The organism is Thauera sp. WH-1, assembly GCF_047806685.1.
In the GTDB taxonomy this organism is placed as follows: Bacteria; Pseudomonadota; Gammaproteobacteria; order Burkholderiales; family Rhodocyclaceae; genus Thauera.
Genome location: NZ_JBLQGP010000016.1, coordinates 90,138 through 106,316 on the forward strand (window position 1 = coordinate 90,138; position 16,179 = coordinate 106,316).

The 16,179-nt window shown below is 69.7% G+C and carries 17 protein-coding genes; 8 read left to right on the top strand and 9 right to left on the bottom strand.

Annotation, left to right across the window (positions count from 1 at the left end; translation table 11 throughout):
- Positions 1-28: 28 nt before the first annotated feature.
- Positions 29-580: a DUF2062 domain-containing protein gene (locus ACMV5O_RS15465; protein WP_416164295.1), complete on the bottom strand. Its 552-nt coding sequence runs from the start codon at positions 578-580 to the stop codon at positions 29-31.
- 153 nt (positions 581-733) lie between these two features.
- On the opposite strand from ACMV5O_RS15465, the gene ACMV5O_RS15470 reads away from it, so the two are divergent.
- Together ACMV5O_RS15470 and ACMV5O_RS15475 are read left to right on the top strand one after the other, a co-directional pair.
- On the top strand, positions 734-3,109 hold the full coding sequence (locus ACMV5O_RS15470; protein WP_416164296.1) for a DNA internalization-related competence protein ComEC/Rec2: 2,376 nt from the start codon (positions 734-736) through the stop codon (positions 3,107-3,109).
- Positions 3,110-3,289: 180 nt separating this feature from the next.
- Positions 3,290-4,207 (top strand): alpha/beta fold hydrolase, encoded by a 918-nt coding sequence (locus tag ACMV5O_RS15475; RefSeq protein WP_416164297.1) that lies wholly within the window; start codon positions 3,290-3,292, stop codon positions 4,205-4,207.
- A 53-nt stretch (positions 4,208-4,260) separates the two neighbouring features.
- Here the strand turns inward: ACMV5O_RS15475 and rsgA are convergent, their stop codons facing one another.
- Genes rsgA through ACMV5O_RS15490 form a run of 3 tightly spaced genes read right to left on the bottom strand, consistent with a single transcriptional unit; the run spans position 4,261 to position 6,792 of the window.
- Positions 4,261-5,160 carry a ribosome small subunit-dependent GTPase A gene (rsgA, locus tag ACMV5O_RS15480; protein ID WP_416164326.1) on the bottom strand — a complete coding sequence of 300 codons (900 nt, stop codon included), beginning with the start codon at positions 5,158-5,160 and terminating at the stop codon, positions 4,261-4,263.
- Positions 5,161-5,198: 38 nt separating this feature from the next.
- Positions 5,199-5,516 carry a cytochrome c gene (locus ACMV5O_RS15485; protein ID WP_416164298.1) on the bottom strand — a complete coding sequence of 106 codons (318 nt, stop codon included), beginning with the start codon at positions 5,514-5,516 and terminating at the stop codon, positions 5,199-5,201.
- A 28-nt stretch (positions 5,517-5,544) separates the two neighbouring features.
- Positions 5,545-6,792: a M48 family metallopeptidase gene (locus tag ACMV5O_RS15490; protein WP_416164299.1), complete on the bottom strand. Its 1,248-nt coding sequence runs from the start codon at positions 6,790-6,792 to the stop codon at positions 5,545-5,547.
- 144 nt (positions 6,793-6,936) lie between these two features.
- Between ACMV5O_RS15490 and orn the strand changes: the two genes are divergently transcribed.
- Positions 6,937-7,485, top strand: a complete 549-nt coding sequence (gene orn / locus ACMV5O_RS15495) for an oligoribonuclease (RefSeq protein ID WP_416164300.1) — start codon at positions 6,937-6,939, stop codon at positions 7,483-7,485.
- A gap of 28 nt (positions 7,486-7,513) precedes the next feature.
- On the opposite strand, the gene ACMV5O_RS15500 is transcribed toward orn, so the two are convergent.
- The gene (locus tag ACMV5O_RS15500; protein WP_416164301.1) at positions 7,514-9,172 is read right to left on the bottom strand and encodes an ArnT family glycosyltransferase; all 1,659 of its coding nucleotides are present in this window, start codon (positions 9,170-9,172) and stop codon (positions 7,514-7,516) included.
- A gap of 193 nt (positions 9,173-9,365) precedes the next feature.
- Complete coding sequence (rpmE, locus tag ACMV5O_RS15505) at positions 9,366-9,584, bottom strand: 50S ribosomal protein L31 (RefSeq protein WP_324542870.1); 219 nt, start codon at positions 9,582-9,584, stop codon at positions 9,366-9,368.
- Between the two features lie 168 nt (positions 9,585-9,752).
- Here rpmE and ACMV5O_RS15510 point away from each other — a divergent pair, with 168 nt between their 5' ends.
- From ACMV5O_RS15510 to ACMV5O_RS15525, 4 genes are read left to right on the top strand one after another with little or no spacing between them, the layout of a single operon-like run.
- Positions 9,753-10,793 carry a tRNA dihydrouridine synthase gene (locus ACMV5O_RS15510; protein ID WP_416164302.1) on the top strand — a complete coding sequence of 347 codons (1,041 nt, stop codon included), beginning with the start codon at positions 9,753-9,755 and terminating at the stop codon, positions 10,791-10,793.
- 50 nt (positions 10,794-10,843) lie between these two features.
- Positions 10,844-11,548 carry a tRNA (guanine(46)-N(7))-methyltransferase TrmB gene (gene trmB, locus ACMV5O_RS15515; protein WP_416164303.1) on the top strand — a complete coding sequence of 235 codons (705 nt, stop codon included), beginning with the start codon at positions 10,844-10,846 and terminating at the stop codon, positions 11,546-11,548.
- A 54-nt stretch (positions 11,549-11,602) separates the two neighbouring features.
- Positions 11,603-12,358: a UPF0149 family protein gene (locus ACMV5O_RS15520; protein ID WP_416164304.1), complete on the top strand. Its 756-nt coding sequence runs from the start codon at positions 11,603-11,605 to the stop codon at positions 12,356-12,358.
- Complete coding sequence (locus ACMV5O_RS15525) at positions 12,351-12,680, top strand: YkgJ family cysteine cluster protein (RefSeq protein ID WP_416164305.1); 330 nt, start codon at positions 12,351-12,353, stop codon at positions 12,678-12,680. The genes ACMV5O_RS15520 and ACMV5O_RS15525 overlap by 8 nt, the downstream gene beginning before the upstream one ends.
- Positions 12,681-12,703: 23 nt before the next feature.
- Here ACMV5O_RS15525 and ACMV5O_RS15530 read toward each other — a convergent pair whose 3' ends face one another.
- Positions 12,704-13,651 carry an ATP adenylyltransferase family protein gene (locus ACMV5O_RS15530; protein ID WP_416164306.1) on the bottom strand — a complete coding sequence of 316 codons (948 nt, stop codon included), beginning with the start codon at positions 13,649-13,651 and terminating at the stop codon, positions 12,704-12,706.
- A 90-nt stretch (positions 13,652-13,741) separates the two neighbouring features.
- Here ACMV5O_RS15530 and ACMV5O_RS15535 point away from each other — a divergent pair, with 90 nt between their 5' ends.
- A complete protein-coding gene (locus ACMV5O_RS15535; RefSeq protein WP_416164307.1) occupies positions 13,742-13,981 on the top strand; it encodes an RNA-binding S4 domain-containing protein in 240 nt (79 codons plus the stop codon).
- A gap of 36 nt (positions 13,982-14,017) precedes the next feature.
- On the opposite strand, the gene ACMV5O_RS15540 is transcribed toward ACMV5O_RS15535, so the two are convergent.
- Both ACMV5O_RS15540 and ACMV5O_RS15545 read right to left on the bottom strand, forming a co-directional pair.
- The gene (locus ACMV5O_RS15540; RefSeq protein ID WP_416164308.1) at positions 14,018-15,754 is read right to left on the bottom strand and encodes an NAD-binding protein; all 1,737 of its coding nucleotides are present in this window, start codon (positions 15,752-15,754) and stop codon (positions 14,018-14,020) included.
- A 39-nt stretch (positions 15,755-15,793) separates the two neighbouring features.
- The gene (locus ACMV5O_RS15545; protein WP_416164309.1) at positions 15,794-16,177 is read right to left on the bottom strand and encodes a DUF6394 family protein; all 384 of its coding nucleotides are present in this window, start codon (positions 16,175-16,177) and stop codon (positions 15,794-15,796) included.
- Positions 16,178-16,179: the final 2 nt, after the last annotated feature.

Genomic DNA, 16,179 nt, shown 5'->3' on the forward strand with positions numbered 1-16,179 from the left:
CCGCGGCGGCGAACAGGGGGCCGCGGCCTCAGGACTGCGGATGCCGGCGGCGCGACTGGCGCTGTCGCCACTGTCGGATCAGCCATAGCCGCCAGCCCCAGCGCACGGCCAGGTAGGAGAACACCGACAGGCTGGCGGCCAGCACGACGAGGCCGATGAAGAGCGGCTTGCCCAGGCTGGTGGCCCAGGTCAGCAGGTCGGCGACCCAGTGGGCGGGATTGATGCTGTTGAGTCCGGGTGGGGGCGTGAAATCGAACTCGCCGTCGCCCACGATCAGGCTGCCGATGCCGAACGCCAGCAGGTAGAGCGGCACGATGGTGATCGGGTTGCTGTACAGCGTGGTGATCAGCGCGAGCGGTAGATTGACGCGAAAGGCGACGCAGCAGATGGCGGCGCCGAGCATCTGCAGTGGGCCGGGGATCAGACCGCAGAACATGCCGACGGCGACGGCTCCGGCGGCGGAGTGGCGGTTCAGGTGCCACAGCCTTGGGTGCAGCAACGTGGACGCGAAGGGCCGCAGCCAGCGGTTGGAACTGACTGTCTCGTGGTCGGGCAGGAATCGCTTGAGTCGCTTGCGCATGAGGGCTCGGATGGCGGCGCAGTCTAGCAGTTCGCACCGCGGTGCCAAAGACGTGTGCGGCCCTGGCAGCGTGCCCGGTCCCGCTCGGCTCGTGCGCGGCGCGCTTGCACCCGCCACCCCGTAGCGGTAATCCTTTTGGCATTATTGGATGCCATGAGAATTGCTGCGATCTCCTTTCTGCTCGGCGTGTGCCTGCTGCAGGGCCGCGCCTCGCTGGCCGGCGCCGGCGCGCTGGCTGGCGCTGCGATGGCGCTGGTGCTCGCTGCGGCCGTGCTGCTGTCGCGGGTCCGACTGGCCTGGGTCGGGCTTCCTCGCCGTCAGGTTGCGCTGCTGCTGCTTGCGGTCGCGATGGCGGTGGCTGGTTTCGGCTGGGCCGCGGTGCGCGCCGAGTGGCGGCTCGCGGACGAGCTGACAGGGGTGCGCGAAGGGGTCGATCTGGTGCTGGTCGGGCGCATCGCCAGCCTGCCACAGGCCGTCGGCAACGGCTGGCGTTTCATTCTCGACGTCGAGCCTGCGGAGGCGGGTATTCCACGCCGCGTGCTGCTGTCCTGGTACGGCGAGCGTGGCCAGGCTGTTGCGCTGCCGGCGCCGCGTGCGGGTGAGCGCTGGCGCCTGGTGGCACGGCTGAAGCGCCCGCATGGCTTCGCCAATCCGTACGGTTTCGACTACGAGGCCTGGCTGCTCGAGCGTGGCATTCGCGCCACCGGCCATGTGCGCGGCGAGGCCCATAAGCTCGACGATGCGCCGCACGGGCTCATGCAGCGGGTGCACCGGCTGCGGGGCGCGTTGCGCGCGCGCATGCTGGAGAGCCTGGCCGAGGCGCCTCACGCCGGCATCGTGCTTGCCCTTGCGGTCGGTGATCAGCGCTCGATCCGGCACGCCGACTGGGAGATCTTCCGTCGCACCGGCATCGGGCATCTGGTGTCGATCTCAGGGCTGCATGTCGCCCTCGTCGGCCTGTTCTGCGGCGGCATGGTCGGCGCCGCGTGGCGGCGTATCCCGGCCCTGACGCTGCGACTGCCGGCGCAGAAGGCGAGGGCGCTGGCGGCGCTCACAGGGGCCACCGCCTACGCCCTGCTTGCCGGCATGGGGGTGCCAGTGATGCGCGCCTGGCTGATGCTGGCGGTGGCGGTGATCGCGCTGCTGTCGGGGCGCGCGCAGGCGCCGTCAAGGGTGCTGGCGATCGCGCTGCTGGTGGTCGTCGCGATCGATCCCTGGGCGGTGCTGGCGGCCGGCTTCTGGCTCTCCTTCGGTGCGGTGGCGGTAATCCTGGCGGTGCTTGGCGGGCGGGTCGCGCCGCCTCGCGGCTGGCGCGCGGCGCTGCGCATCCAGCTTGCGATCAGCCTCGCGCTGGCACCGCTGCTGCTGGTGCTGTTCAATGCCTTTCCGCTGGTTTCGCCGCTGGCCAACCTGGTGGCGATTCCACTTGTCAGTTTCGTCATTGCGCCAACCGTGCTGCTCGGGGTGATCGTGCCTGTCGATGCCGTGCTGGTGCTTGCGCATGCAGCGACAGCCCTGATGATGAGCTGGGTGCGGCCGCTGGCGGCACTCGAGCTTGCACTGTGGGAGCAGGCGCTGCCGCCACCTTGGCTGGTGGCCTTCGGAGTCGCGGCAGTGGGCGTGCTGCTGCTGCCGCGCGCGACGCCCGGCCGTCTTGCGGCGCCCGCGCTGCTGGTCGCGATGCTGCTGTGGGAGGCGCCGCGGCCCGCGGAGGGGGCATTTCGCGTGCGCGTGCTCGATGTCGGGCAGGGGCTTGCGGTCCATGTGCAGACCCGGGCGCACGACTTGGTGTTCGATGCCGGCCCGCCCTACGGCAGCGAGGCCGACGCCGGCAGCCGGGTGATCCTGCCCTATCTGCGCGCGATCGGGGTGCGCAGGCTCGACCACCTGGTGCTCTCGCACGAGGACAGCGACCACGTCGGCGGCGCCGCCAGCCTGCTGCGTGCATTGCCTGTCGACAGCGTGCTTGCCGGCCGGCCCAAGCCCGGCTCGCGCTGGTGGCCCGCGCTAGAGGCATCGACTGTGGTCCAGCCTTGCGTGGCCGGGCAGGGATGGACTTGGGATGGAGTGCGCTTCGACATGCTTCACCCCTCGCGTGAAGCATCGCCGTCCGCATCGCGCCGCCACGACAACGACGGCTCGTGCGTGTTGCGCGTGTCGGCGGCGTCGGGAACGCTGCTGCTGACCGGCGACATCGGCGTCGCTACCGAGGCGCGTCTGCTCGCGGCAGACCCCGCCGCACTGGAGAGCACGGTCGTGGTGAGCCCGCACCACGGCAGCCGCAGCTCGTCCTCTGCAGCCTTCGTCGACGCCACGCTGGCGGCCCATGTGGTGCATGCCGCGGGCCATCGCAACCCCTTTGGCCACCCGCACCCGCAGGTGTGGGCGCGCTGGGCCGAGGCCGGCACGCGGAACTGGCGCACCGACAGCCAGGGAGCGATCGAGGCCGACTTTGACGCTGATGGCGACGCGGGCGTCACGCTGCGGGCACAGCGCATCGAACGTCCGCGCTACTGGCACGGGCGCTGAGGCCGGCATGAAGACGGACGCGTGAAGGGGTACGCGTGGAGGGGCGTGCGTGAAGAGGCGCGGGCGCAAGGCGCGGCCGCGCGTGTTGCGCCCTTGCGCCCGGGCACGCGTTTCGGGCTAGACTCGTCGCTACCCGCTTCCTCCAACCCGCGCCTCGCGTGCATCTGCCACCTTGCCACCATGTCCTCATTCGGTAGTCTGTTCGAAACGCCGCCCTCACCCCAGCGCCCGCGACACGGCGTGCGCGAACGCAGCGTGCAATGCCTCGGCCCGCATGGCCTGCATCGCATGGCCTATACCGAGTGGGGCGATGCGCACAATCCGCGCGTGCTCGTCTGCGTGCATGGCCTCACCCGCAACGGGCGTGACTTCGACGACCTCGCGCAGGCGCTGGCCGATGATTACCGGGTGGTGTGTCCCGACGTCGTCGGCCGCGGGCGCAGCGACTGGTTGGGGGTGAAGGCGGACTACGGCTTTCCGGTCTATGTGGCGGACATGGTGACGTTGATCGCGCGCCTCGATGTCGAGCAGGTGCATTGGGTGGGCACCTCGATGGGCGGCATCATCGGCATGCTGCTCGCCAGCCAGCCGCATTCCCCGATCACCCGCCTGGTGCTCAATGATGTCGGTCCCGTGATCACGACCACCGCGCTGCAGCGCATCGCCCAGTACGTCGGCATGGCGCCGCGCTTTCCCAGCATGGAGGCGGCCGAGGCCTACATTCGCGAGATCAGCGCCGCCTTCGGCCCGCTGACCGACAGCCAGTGGCGCCATCTGGTCCAGTATTCGGTGCGGCCGGTGGGGGGCGCCGATGGGGGCTTCGCGATGGTGTACGACCCCGGGCTGGGGGAGGCCTTTCGCGCCTCGCCGATCCTGGAGGACATCGACCTGTGGGGCGTCTACGACAATGTGCGCTGCCCGACCCTCGCGCTGCGGGGTGCGGAATCGGACCTGCTCACCCCCGACACCTTCGCCGCGATGGCGGGCCGTGGTCCGCAGGCGCAGCTGGTGGAGTTCGACGGCGTGGGGCACGCACCGATGCTGATGGACGAGGCGCAGATCGCCGTGGTGCGCGATTTCCTGCTTGCCGGCGGCTAGGTCGGTCCACGGGGCGCGGCCGTCGCACCTGCGGGTCCGCGTCCGGCGGCGGCTCACCAGCCCGGGTTGAGCTTGCGCGCGGTGGCGATCTCGGCGCGGATGGTGCAAAAGTGGTCCCAGCGCCGCGCATGGATCTTCCCCGCCTGGACGGCCTCGAGGAGGGCACAACCCGGCTCGGCCTGATGTCGGCAGTCGCGGAAGCGGCACTCGCCGAGGAAGGGCCTGAATTCGACGAAGGCCTCGGCGAGGTCCGCTGCCGAAAGGTGGGCGAGGCCGAAAACCTGCAGCCCGGGGCTGTCGATGAGCCAGCCTGGCTTGTCGGCCTGGCCGGCGGGCAGTGCATAGAGCCGTGCGAAGGTGGTGGTGTGCTTGCCCGAGTCGAGCGCGGCAGAGATCTCGCGCGTCGCCGCGTTGGCCTCGGGGACGATGGCATTGGTCAGCGTCGATTTGCCCATCCCGGACTGGCCCACGAAGATCGCCTGCAGGCCCGCCAGTCGTTCGCGCAGGCGCGCGGCACCATCGAGCGCGGACACCGCCAGCACCTCGTAGCCGAGCGCCATAAACGGGGCGAGCTGCGCCCGGGCCGCGGCCAGGCGGTCGCCCAGATCGGCCTTGTTGAGCACGATCAGCGGCGTGATGCCCTGGCTTTCGGCGGCGACGATGCAGCGCGACACCAGCAGGTCGGAGAAGCCGGGCTCGGTCGCGACGACGATGACGATGTGGCTGAGGTTGGCGGCGATGAGCTTTTCGCGGAAGGCGTCGGAGCGCCACAACAGGTTGCGTCGCGGCTTCAGGGCCTCGATGACGCCCTGGCCATCGCCGCCGGGCAGCACCTCGACCTCGTCGCCGCAGGCATAGCTGCTCTTCTTGCCACGTGGGTAACAGTGCAAACGCCCGGATGGGGTGTCGATCTCGTAATGGCGGCCGAACGCGGCGACGATCACGCCGTCCACCCTGTCGCCGCCATGCCCGCCTGGGCGGATGCGTTTTCTCACTCGAACTTGTAGTAGTGCTTGTTGAGGTAGCCCGCGAGGTGATGCTCATCCTCGGGGAAGAGGTCGAGATTGAGCATGGTGGTGCATGCGGTGAGCTGCTGCGCGAGCGCGCTCGGCGTGGTGACGCGGCGGTCGATGCGCGTGTAGATGTCCGAGCCGTCCTCGCCACCGAACTTGCTTTCATGGCATTGGACGCACAGCTCGGCGTGCATCTTCTTCGCCGCGACCAGGTCCGCGTCCGGGAACGGGTCGGCCAGGGCGGGCAGGGAAGCGGATAACAGCAGCGCGGCGGTGAGTGCGCGGGGCATGTTCATGCTTGTCTCCGGCGACGATGGGTGTCGTTCAATGCTGCATGGCCTGCAGGCGCGCGACGCGCACGGCGGCAGGGGGGTGGGAGTCGAAGACGCGCGAATACAGCGGGTCGGGCGTGAGCGTCGAGGCGTTGTCACGATACAGCTTGACCAGCGCGGCGACGAGGTCGGCGGCGCGCGTCTGGCGGGCCGCGTAGGCGTCGGCCTCGAACTCGTGCACCCGCGACCAGTGGCTGAAGATCGGCGCCAACGGGAAGGTGAAGGCCGGCAGCGCGAGGAAGAACAGTGCGAGCGCGCTGGCCGTGTCGCTGGCGCTCATGCCCAGGCCGCTGAAGAACCACGGCTGGCCGGTGAGCCAGCCGAGCAGGGCGAGCAGCGCGAGGCTGGTGGGGGCGAGCAGGGCCAGGCGCTTGACGATGTGGCGGTGGCGGAAGTGGCCGAGCTCATGGGCCAGCACCGCCTCGACCTCATCGGCATTGAGCTTGTCGAGCAGGGTGTCGAAGAAGACGATGCGCTTGGAGGCGCCGAAGCCGGTGAAATAGGCATTGCCGTGGGCCGAGCGGCGCGAGCCGTCCATCACGAACAGGCCCTTGGACTGGAAGCCACAACGCGCCAGCAAGGCTTCGACGCGGGCCTTCAGGGCGGCGTCGGCAAGCGGGGTGAACTTGTTGAACAGGGGCGCGATGAAGGTGGGCCAGATCAGCATCACGAGCAGGTTGAAGCCGAGCCATGCGACCCACACCCAGAACCACCACAGCTCGCCCATCGAGCTGGTCAGCCACAGCAGCAGCGCCAGCAGGGGCAGGCCGATGAGCGTGGCGAGCACCGCCTCGCGGGCGGTGTCGGCGGCGAACAGCGCCGGTGTCATGCGGTTGAAGCCGAAGCGCTTCTCGATGCCGAAGGTGCGCGCCAGCACGAAGGGCAGTTCAACCAGCCAGCCCAGCACGCCGACCGAGGCCAGCAGGGCAACGCCGTGCGCCAGGCCGCCGGGGGCGAATGCGGCGCTCCAGGCGTCGTGGATGGCCTGCAGTCCGCCACCGAGTGTGAGCACCAGCACGAAGACCGCGCCGGCGATCGCGTCGCGCATGCCGAGCCCGGCGCGTGCGGCGGTGTAGTCGGCAGCACGCTGGTGGGAGGTGAGCGGGATCGAGGCGGCGAAGGCGTCCGGCACGCGGTCGCGATGGGCCTGCACATGGTGCACGTGGCGCCGCATCAGCAGCAGGCGCGCGGCGAGGCCGGCCACGAGCAGGCAGACGAAGAGCAGGGAAAAGGCGTTCATCGAGTATCCGGCGGCGGTGAGGGTTGACTGGCGTGGCCGGCGGCGGGCCGCATCTGCCCCGTCGTGGCAGCGAGGGGCGAGAACTGTGACACAATCGCGCCCTCGATTGTTTCGTACCAAGGCGCCGAAAAAGGCGGAGCGATTATGGCACAGGACCCGAAAACCCTCATCTGGCTGGACATGGAGATGACCGGCCTCGAACCCGAGCGCGACCGCATCATCGAGATGGCGGTGGTGCTGACGGACGAGAACCTGCAGACGATTGCCGAGGCTTCGGTCATCACCGTGCATCAGCCCGACAGCGTGCTCGACGCGATGGATGAGTGGAACCGCAACACGCACGGCAAGTCGGGCCTGAGCGCGCGGGTGAGGGCGTCGACGGTGTCCGAGGCCGAGGCCGAGGCGCAGATGCTGGCCTTCCTGCAGCAGTGGGTGCCGGCGCGCACCTCGCCGATGTGCGGCAACTCGGTGTGCCAGGACCGCCGCTTCCTGGCGCGCTGGATGCCGGGGCTCGAAGCCTGGTTCCACTACCGCAACCTCGACGTGTCAACCTTGAAGGAGCTCGCCCGGCGCTGGCGCCCGGAAGTGTACGAGGGGGTCAAGAAGGCCGGCAGCCATACGGCGCTGGCCGACATTCACGAATCGATCGCCGAGCTGCGCCACTACCGCGACCACTTCCTGCGCCTCGATTGAGGCGCGCCACCGTTCGTGTCGGCGGGCGTCAGGGCAGGCTGCGGCGCAGTAGCCTGAAGCTCTCCTCGCGCTTGCCGGCGCCGCGGCGGTATTCCCACACCGTTTCCCATTCGGGTGCCAGCGCCAGCACGCGGCTGCGGCGTTCCACATGCACCAGCAGCAGCGGGCAGGGGCTGGTGCCGGACTCGAGCCGGCGCGGGCGCAGGTCGGCGTAATAGTCGAGCGAACTGCGCAGCGCGTCGGACACCCCGGTGGTGGCGACGCAGGCATCAGGCCGTTCCAGGCGCTCGCCCTGGATCGCGATGTCGAGCGAGCGCACCACCTCGCGGTAGCTGCGGCCATGGTCGAACCACGGCATCAGCAGCACCACCGCCAAACTCCACAGCATGACCAGGCCGATCGCCCAGTTGGCCGGCGCGCGCGAAGTCGAGCGCGGCAGCCGGGCCACCAGCAGGATCCACACCGCGGTGATCAGCAGGCCGAGTACAAGCCGGAAGTGTGCCTGCGGCAGCACGAAGTCGGGCGCGTTGCGCGCCACGTGACGCGCCAGACCGCCGGGCCAGGCGAAAGCCTGCGCGCTCCACGCCAGCCACACCAGCACGCCGAACACGGCCAGGCTCATCAAGGCGAACCAGTCGAAGGCGCTGGCGGCGCCGCGGCGCAGCTGGAGGATGCCGCCGGCCGCGAGCAGCGCGATCGCGGGCACGATGACGAGCAGGTTGGCCTGCGACAGGTCGGCGGTGATCCACAGCCAGGCAAGTACGAGCAGCGCGCTCAGCGCGGGAAGCAGGGTCGGCAGCGAAAGCAGGCTGCGGCGCGCGCGCCATAGCGCCCACAGCGCGATCGGCCACAAGGGCCACAGGAACCAGCCTGCCAGTTCGAGCAGGCGCGGAATCTCGGACAAGGCCGGCAGCGGTGCGGAAAGCCGCGCCCACTCGTTCCCCAGCCACAGCGAGAACAGCTCGGGCGAGCCCAGGTGCAGCGCCAGCGGCCAGGCAGCGGACAGGGCCAGCGCCAGGCACAGGCCGGCGAGCAGGCCACCGCTTGCGCGTGGCGTGTGGCATTCCGCGCTCAGCAGTAGGACCAGGGGCAGCAGCGGCGCGGTGACCATGAGCCCGCCCAGACCGCCGGCGAAAAAGGCCAGCGCGCTGCCGAGGCCGGCGGTCAGGCCGCCCAGCAGCGGCTGTTGCGGCACCGCCGACAGGCCGCGCAGGGTGAGCCCGAGCATGGCGAACACCGCGAGCAGGGGCTGGGTCTCGTGGGCATGCAGGATCAGCCCGAGCGGGCCGAGCGCGAGCAGGGCGGCCGCCGTGCGCGTCGGACGGCCGTGCAGCGCTTCGGCCGAGCGCGCGATGAAGTAGAGGGCCAGCGCAACGAAGAAGGCGCTGGCCAGGCGGGCGCCGCCATGCAGCGGGAGGATGGGGCTGGTCAGCCATGAGAAGCCGGCCGCGACCCAGAAATAGAGCGGGGGATAGTCGGGCAGCGGCTCGCCCGCCAGCATCGGGAACAGCCATTGCTCGCCGCGCAGCAGGCTCAGTACCGGGCCGAAATAGCGCGCATCGTCGCCCCGCCAGGGATCATGGATGGTGAGGCCGACGAGCAGGTAGGTGCCGACCAGCAGAACGAGGCCGACGGTACCGTAGATCCGGCGCTGAAACAGGGTAGGCGTGGCAGGTTCGCGAATCATGCGCGCATTGTGCGGGTGAGTGCCGGTGCAGGCAAACGGCGCTGCCGAAGGCAAGGGGCGGTGCGCCTCGTTCGTGGCGCGCGGTGGGTGCCGGGGAGTCGTCAGCCGACGCAAAAAAGGCAGCCGAGGCTGCCTTTCTCAGAGGACGTCGCTGGCGGACGTCGCCGATGCGCAGGCGCTGGCCTGCCGTCGATCAGCTGGAGCGCTGGACGTTGCCGTACTTCTGACGGAAGCGCTCGACGCGGCCGGCCGTGTCGACGATCTTCTGCTTGCCGGTGTAGAAGGGGTGGCAGGCGGAGCACACTTCGACGTGGTACTGCGGCTTGCCCAGCGTGGAACGGGTGACGAACGTGTTGCCGCACGAGCAGGTCACGTTGACGTCGTTGTACTTCGGATGGATGTCCGCTTTCATGGTGATTTCCTGGAATCTAGCGGGCGGCGGGTGTGACCGCCCTGTTGTGTAGAGCCCGCGATTATCCTGCACTCGCCAGGGCATGGCAAGCGAAAGAGGTGTGATTCAGGCGCTGCGGCGCATTACAATCGCGGCCTTTCAGGCAATTGCCGCGGTGGCGGCCGGGAGATGGCGGTGTTGTTGCTCGCACCCATGGAGGGGCTGCTCGACGATGTGCTGCGTGCGACGCTGACCCGTGTGGGCGGCTACGACTACGCGGTGACCGAGTTTGCACGGGTGTCCGGCACGCTGCTGCCCGACCGCTTCTTTCGGCGCATCGCGCCCGAGCTCGACAACGGCAGTCGCACGGTCGCCGGTACGCCGGTACGGGTGCAGCTGCTGGGTTCGGATCCGGCGTGCATGGGCGACAACGCCGCCCGTCTGGCCCGTCTGGCGCCGGCCGGAGTGGATCTGAACTTCGGTTGCCCGGCCCCGACCGTCAATCGCCACCGCGGCGGTGCGGTGTTGCTCGACGAACCCGAACTCCTGTGCCGCATCGCCGAGGCGGTGGCCGGCGCGCTGCCGGCCGGCGTGCCCCTGACGGCAAAGATGCGCCTCGGCGTCGCCGACCCGGGGCGCGCGCGCGAATGCGCCCAGGCCCTGGTCGCCGGCGGTGCGGGCGCGCTGGTGGTGCACGCGCGCACCAAGCTGCAGGGCTATCGGCCGCCTGCGCACTGGGAATGGGTGGCGCGGGTGGCCGACGCGGTGCGGGTGCCGGTGGTGGCCAACGGCGAGGTGTGGACCGCCGCCGACTGGGCGCGCTGCCGGGCCGTCTCCGGCGTGCCCGACGTGATGCTCGGTCGCGGTGCGGTGGCCGACCCCTATCTTGCCGCCCGCATCGGCGACGGCCGTCTCGACGCGCCGGACGAGGCCGAGCGCGCATGCGAGTGGCAGGTGGTGCTGAGCCTGCTGGCGGAGTTCCGCGAACGGGTGCGACGCAAGGTCGAGGCGCGCCACGCGCCGGGCCGCATCAAGCAGTGGCTGCACCTGCTGGCGCGCAGCTACCCGCAGGCCGCGCGCCTGTTTGCTGACATCCGTGGCCTGCGCACGCTGACCGAGGTGAGCGCGGTGATGCAGCGGTACGGCGTGCCGGCGGAGACCGACGCGCCGGGCGGGCTGCTGCGCGCCGCCAACCCCGCGCAGCATCTGGCGCTGGCCGCGGCGGCGTAGGCGCAGGATCCGCGTCGCGGGCCGCGCCGCTACCGATTCGAGGTTGACCCATGAGCTACGCCAATTCCCGCATTCCACAAAGCGCCCAGCAAGGAGTGCACGAGGCGCTCGCCGAGCGCGTGCGCAAGCACCTCGTCGAGCCGTTCCGCAAACCCCTTGCGCCCTACAACCGCGCCGCGCTCGACGCCAGCCTGGCCGGCTGGGACGGGCGCGCGCCGCTGATCCTCGATGCCGGCTGCGGCGTCGGCCACAGCACGATCCAGATCGCCCGCCAGCATCCCGACCACTGGGTGATCGGCGTCGATCAGTCGCAGGACAGGCTGGCGAGGCGCAAGCCCTATCCCGACGCCTTGCTGCCCACGAACATGGTCTTCGTGCGCGCCGATCTTGTCGATTACTGGCGTCTGCTCGACGAAGCCGGGCTGCGTCTGGCGCGGCATTACCTGCTCTATCCCAACCCCTGGCCCAAGATCGGCCACCTGGGCCGGCGCTGGCATGCGCATCCGGTGTTCCCCTGGATTGTCCGGCTGGGCGGCGTACTGGAATGTCGCAGCAACTGGCCGGTCTATATTCAGGAGTTCGCGTTCGCGCTCGAACTGGCGACGGGCGCGGGGGTGCCGTGGGAGCGCTTCGAGGCCGATTCGCCACTGACCCCCTTCGAGCGCAAGTACAGGGACTCGGGGCAGGCCTTGTACCGCCTTGGCATCGAGCTGGAGACGCCGTCCGGGCGCTCCGCTGCATGCGAAAATATTTGACTTGCCGGCACACGCCCGCTGCGCCACCCTAGGCGCCGACCAATGGAGACTGCCATGAACGACGCTTCCCCGACTGCCGCCCCGGCTCAACCCAAGCCCCAATTGATGAGTGACGAGGACTTCGAGGCGCTCGAGGAGATCCTGACCTCCGACATCGTGCCCGAGGACTGCATGGACCTCGAGATGCTCGACGGCTACCTCGCCGGCGTGCTGGTCTCGCCGCGCCCGATCGGCCCCGAGCGCTGGATGCCCGGCATCTGGTCCGCACATGGCGACGAGGTCGGTTTCGGTTCCGGCAGCGGCCTGCAGCGCGCGATCCGGCTGGTCAAGGCCTATCACAACGAGCTGCTCGCGACCCTTGGCCTGGACGATGAGGACGAGGCCTGCTGGGAGCCGTTCTGCTTCGCGATCGCCGAGGGCGACGGCCTCAAGCTGGGCGAGGCCTGGATCGATGGCTTTGCGCAGGGCCTGGACCTGTGGCCCGAGGGCTGGGAGGAGGGGCTGGACGAAGAGGCGGTCGAGGCCGTGCGCGAGACGCTCGACGAGGTGCTGACGCCATGGGGCGAGGACGATGCGGCCAAGGCCGACGACGAAACCCGCCTGGGCTGGCTCGCTGCGGTGGGCGAGGCGGTCAACGACATCTATTCGCACTGGCGCGACCTCGGACTGCCCGCTGTCGCCCCCTTGTCGACCGAGCCGCCGCGCAAGCCGGCCGCGGCGACGCCGGGACGCAACGACCCCTGCCCCTGCGGCAGCGGAAAGAAGTACAAGAAGTGCTGCGGGGCCGAAAGCAGCGACGCGGATGCGTGAAGACCACTGCACCCGCTGCGGCGCCTGCTGCTGCGCGTTCCGGGTCGATTTCCACCACTCGGAACTCGCCAGCCGCCGCTCGGACGGCGTACCCGATGCGCTGACCGTGCCGCTCACGGCCACGTTGGTGCGCATGCGCGGTACCGACGCCACGGCGCCGCGCTGCGTGGCGCTCGAAGGCACGGTCGGCGTCGGGGTGCGTTGCGGCATCTACGACCGCCGCCCGTCGCCCTGCCACGAGTTTGCCCCCTATGCGGCCCTGGGCATCGGCGACGAGGCCTGCGACCGCGCTCGCGCACGTCACGGGCTGCCGCCGCTGTAAATGAATGACCCGAGGCCGATGGGTCAGCGCGGCCGGCCCACGGCGGCCAGCACGGCCAGCGGTCCGGCCTGGCGCAGGCGCTCGATCTGTTCGCGGTCGCGCACGAACAGCGAGCCGGCGTAGGCGAGCGAATTCACCGACACGTCCTGCCATTTCTCCTGCGTGCGCGGCACCAGCAACAGGCACTCGCGCGTGACCAGCAGGTTGTAGGCCGGCATTGGTTCGCAGTCTGAAGGCATGCCGAGCGCACGGCAGGCGCGCCGGAACGCAGCCTGGATGGCCGCGCCAGCGCGCGCGCCGTCCTGCCAGATGCCCGCATCCAGTGCCACGAAGGCATGCGCCCAGGGCAGCGCCGGGTTGGTCGCCACCTCGCCGCCGGGCTTGGCGGCTGCGGCGGGCACGAAGGGGTTGAGGTCGGCCGCCGCGATGGGGATCCACTGCAGGTGCTTGTGCGCCTGGCTGGCGCCGGCGATGCGCCCGCCGTTGTAGAAGCCGAGGCCGCCATGCGTGGCGATCACGGTGGCCAGGGCGGCGAAATCCGCCGCCGACAGCGGCGCGGTCTGGTCCTCGAAGTCGCGCGTGATGATGAGCAGGTGGCGGTCGATGACCGGGAACTTGTTGAGGACGACGAGGTGTTCGTCGCCGAGTGCGGCGACGGTCAGTTCCGGCTCGGGCGGCAGGAAGGGGTTGAAGTCGGGCCGGCGCCGGATCACGGTGTCGACACGGGCGCGATCCTTCAGAGCGAGCGAGGACACCCAGCGCACCGAGAAGCGCAAGCCTGCGCTTTCCAGCCAAGTCTGCTCGGTGCGGATCGGCTGCAACGCGCCATGGGCGAGCGCGTCGGCGACGCAGCGGTCGGCGCGGCAGAGCAGGTCGCCCGGGGCGCAGGCGACATCGTGGAGCGGGGCGGGTGCGCGGGGGCGGACGGCCCCGGCATTGATCCGGGTCTCGGATGGGACGTGGCTGGTCATGCGTGTGGGGTGCGGGCGACAATGGCGCCATTCTGACACGAGCTCCCCGGCCTTGCGCCGTCGCGGGGCGCAAAGGCGAAGGGGAAGGTGATGGCGATGCGGTTTGCAGTGCGCGGCGAATACATCCAGCTTGATCAGTTGCTCAAGGCTGTGGGGCTCGTCGACTCGGGCGGTGCGGCGCATGCGGCGGTAGACGCCGGCAGGGTGAAGGTCGACGGCGTGCTTGAGACGCGCAAGCGCGCCAAGCTGCGGCCCGGGCAACGCGTGCGGCTCGGTGACGAGGAGGTCGAGCTGGTGGCGACTGCGGCGGGGGCGCCTGAATCAGCGTAGCGGCATCGCGGTGTCGGAACTCGCTTGCGGCGCGGCTCAAGGAAGGTGCGGATTGTTCGATGCCGGCCGCCGGCGCGAGAGCTTCTCCCACACCCAGCCGCCGGGCAGGTCCTCGCCGGTGAGCACGTAGTTGAGTGTGTGTTCGTTGGCGATCACGAGGCTGACGTCGCTGAGCGCCCCCGCGCTGCCCGCGAGCAGGATCTCGTCGCCGGCGCGGATGCGGGTGTTGCCTGGCGGCGCGAGCAGGTGGTCATCGTCGTCGCGATCGAGGAACAGGACTTCGCAATCGAGGACGTCGCGCCGGTCCGTCGGTGAGCGCAGCAGCATCTCGAGGGTGACCGTCTCGCCGCGCATCAGCCGTCGATAGAGGGCGGGCGCGCGGCTGAGGTTGATCCGTATGCTGCGGACCTCGGGCACCGTCCAGCCGAGGCGATGGGTGAGGCGCTCGAGCTGGACGGCGGACCAGTCCTCGTCGCGCCGCCTGACTTCCTGCAGGAAGGGGATCAGCAAGGGGGTGCTGAGGATCGCCAGGCACTCGTGGGCGATGATGCGGCTCGGCACCACGGTGATGTCCGACTCGAAGGCATCGAACAGCGCGCGGTTGTCGTAGTGATTCTGGCGCAGGATCACGAACAGGTCGGGATTGAGTTCGCGCGCGGTAACCGCGATCGACAGGTTGTCCACGTCCGAGCTGGTGCCGCAGACAATGCCGGTGGCAGTGTCGACGCCGGCTTCGAGCAGCGCCTCCATACCGGTGCCGTCGCCCTGCACCCAGCGGTGCACGCCATCGCCCTTGGGCTCCATGTCGATGATCGTCACCGGCACTGCTTCGGCATCCATGGCGTCGACCATCCAGCGCCCGAAGCGACCGTGGCCGCACACGATCCAGGGGCCGCGCGGCGGATCGCGCCTGCGCTCGATGGTGGTGCCCGGCAGGCCGGTGAGCCAGTTCATCAACTGCGAGGTCTTGGGGGCGTGCAGGGCTAGGGCGAGCGTCTCGCTGAAGCGCTCGAAGGGGTTGATGATGTGCCGCGTGCCGAAGGACGCCATGTTTGCCGAGGTGGCGCGGTACTCCGCGCGACACACGGCAGGGACGCGGGGCGCGAGCAGGCGGGCGGCAATGGCGATGGCGAGGTTGGTCGGGTCATCGTTGGTGAGCGCGATGACGCCCACGCAGCTCGGGTGGGTGAGGCCGGCAAATTTGAGGGTCTCGGGGTTGCCGGCGTCGGCGGCGATGGCCGGTACGTCGAGCGCATAGCTGTGGAGGTCGATCTCGCCGACCTTGCCTTCGTCCATCTCGATGACGACGGCGCGCACGCCCATCCGGTCCAGGGCCTGGCAGATCAGGCGGCCGGTCTCGCCGTAGCCGCACACCAGGTAGAAGGGTTCGCGCAGACGACGGACGGCGCGCACGAAGGCCTGCATCGAGATGGCCTGGCGCAGGCTGCGGTCCGACAGCAGGGCGAACACCGAGCCCAGGGTGTAGGCCCAACCGATCACCGACATGTAGATCGAGATCGTCACCCACAGGCGCTGCTGGTCGGAGAAGGCGTAGGGGATCTCGCCGAAGCCGATCGTGGTCGCCGTGTAGCTGATGAAATAGAAGGCGTGGAAGAAGCTGAGATAGGTGACCTTGCCTTCGTCATCCACGCCGGGGGTGAGGGTGAGGCCAAGCACCGAGATCGCGATGATCGTGATCAGCACGATCAGCGGCGCACGCAGGCGCCGCAGGATCATGAAGAAGATGCTGTGGTGGCGGGCAAGCTGTTGCATGGCCGGGGCCCGAGCGCGGTGTGCGTTGGCCGCGCGGTGTCAGCGGCGCTGGATGATGGTTTCGGCGATCAGGATGATCACCGACACCATGTTGGCGAGCAGGGCGCCACCCGACAGCGACACCACGCTGGCGGTGGAGGCGGCCGTCAGGCCGGTGCCGGAGACGTGGGCGGCGTAGCCCCACACCATCGCCGCGGCGAGCAGTTGCAGGTCGGCCACGAGGCTGGTCGACAGGTGGATCGCGCCGATCTGCGTGCGGTCGCCGAACTTGAGCACGGTTGCGACCAGGCTCACCACCAGCGCCGCGAAGAGTTCGTAGATGTCGTGATGGGCGGGGTTGTCCATGTCGCCGATGAAGAAGCCGAAGTTCAGCGTGGCGGCGAGGACGATGAAGAAACCGAAGATGACTTTTTCAAGGTTCATGG